Here is a 1708-nt window from a genome sequence, read left to right as displayed (position 1 = left end):
TCGCTCGCCCTCCCCCTCCGTACGCCCCACGCACCGGCCGGTGGCACTGCCCACCTACCGCAAGCCGCCGAGCAAGGTCGTGCGACACGGCACCTCCCTGGTCAACCTCACCCTGCTGATCACGGCCCCCGCGGTCTTCGCCGTCGCCGTACTGCGTCCCCGCTCCCGCTGACCTCCGAAGGATCACCATGTCGGAATGGCTTGTTCTCGCCCTCGCCATGGCGGCGGCCAGCGCCGTCGTCCTGACCATCGCCGTGCTCAACAACCGCCGGATCGGAGAGGACGACGACCCGTCCGAGACCCCTGACGTCATCGAGTACATGACGATGATGATCGGCGTGGTCTACGCGATCGTGCTGGGCCTCGCCATCGCGGGCGTCTGGGAAGGACGCGGCGCCGCCCAGGAGTACGTACGTCAGGAGGCCCAGGCACTGCACGAGGTGAGTGTCCGCTCCGCCGTCTACCCGGCCGATGTGCGCTCCCGCATCCGCGCCGATGTGGATGCCTACGTCCACCACGTCGTCCACGACGAGTGGCGGGCGATGAGCGAGCACGGCGCCCTCACCGACGAGGGCACCCGCCTACTGGCCAAGGTGCGCACCGATGTCACCCAGTACCGGCCGCAGAACGACCACGAGGGGCAGGCATATCAGCCACTGGTCGACGAGGTGGCCGCGGCCGACGACGCCCGCAGCGCACGCGGGCAGAGCGCCGGCGCGACCATGCCGGGCGTGGTCTGGTTCGGCCTGATCATCGGAGCCCTGGTGACCGTGGGACTGATGTTCACCCTGCAGATCCGCAGAACCTTCCGCGAACTCCTGCTGGCGGGCCTCTTCAGTGTTCTGATCGCCTTTCTGCTGTTCCTGATCTGGGACTTCGACTCCCCCTTCGGCCGGGACATCTCGGCCACCGCGGCGCCGTTCCTCGATCTGTTCCCCCGTGCGACGGGCGGATAGCGGTCCGTCGGAACACGGGCGGTGCGCCGCTCGGGCGAACCCGGCGCCCGAGCGGCGCACTCCGATCGCGAGCGTTGTGCACGGCTCCTAGCGTTTGGCGCGTCGAGGTGCATTTCTGACGCTTTGTGGAAATTCGTTCCGCAAGTGCTCCTCGGGGATCCGGAGGACTCACCCATGCGCGCAATAGGCGTCGCACCCGTCGCCCTGCTCGGCGCCGCCGCTCTCGCCCTGACCGCTCCGTCCGCAACCGCGTACGCCGCGACGTCAGGAGGCGCGTCCTCCGCGACCGGATTCACCGTCACTCCGTCGGTGATCACGCCGGGAAGCCAGGTCACCCTGGCCGCCCGGGGGTGCTCCACCATCGCAACCGCCGGCTCCGGCGTCTTCGACACCGTCACCATTCCCGCAGGTGGCTCCGTCAGCGCCACGGTCGACTGGGACGCGAGACCCGGCGCCTCCTACGAAGTGACGTTCAACTGCGGCACGTCGTCCGACTCCGCGGCGAAGTCCGGTCTCACCATCGCCGCGGCTCCGGCACCGACCACCCGTTCCACGGTGGCAGCGGCCGGTCCGCAGGGCGGGCCGGGCGACGCCATCGGCACGACGAACGGTGTGAAGATCGCCGCCGGCGCGGCGTTGGCGGTGGCAGCGGCCGCCGGCGCCGTCCAGGTGGCACGCCGTCGCAAGGAGAGCCGTTCGCACTGACGGCAGGGCAGTGCCGACCGAGAAGTCGCCCCGGGTCCCGGTACGGG

Annotated in this window: 2 protein-coding genes; both read left to right on the top strand. The window is 70.1% G+C overall.

The window, feature by feature from the left end:
• Positions 1-188: 188 nt before the first annotated feature.
• A complete protein-coding gene (locus tag AADR41_RS42010) occupies positions 189-956 on the top strand; it encodes a bestrophin-like domain (protein WP_342287730.1) in 768 nt (255 codons plus the stop codon).
• 174 nt (positions 957-1130) lie between these two features.
• Positions 1131-1661, top strand: a complete 531-nt coding sequence (locus tag AADR41_RS42005; protein ID WP_342287728.1) for a hypothetical protein — start codon at positions 1131-1133, stop codon at positions 1659-1661.
• Positions 1662-1708 lie beyond the last annotated feature (47 nt).

Origin of the sequence: Streptomyces sp. CLV115, assembly GCF_038448545.1 — a bacterium.
In the GTDB taxonomy this organism is placed as follows: Bacteria; Actinomycetota; Actinomycetes; order Streptomycetales; family Streptomycetaceae; genus Streptomyces; species Streptomyces sanglieri.
This window is presented reverse-complemented; position numbering and strand designations above follow the sequence as displayed.

Bases quoted from the DNA above. Each gene is read 5' to 3' on its own strand.
- AADR41_RS42010 (WP_342287730.1), top strand. From the start codon at position 189: ATGTCGGAATGGCTTGTTCTCGCCCTCGCCATGGCGGCGGCCAGCGCC.
- AADR41_RS42005 (WP_342287728.1), top strand. From the start codon at position 1,131: ATGCGCGCAATAGGCGTCGCACCCGTCGCCCTGCTCGGCGCCGCCGCT.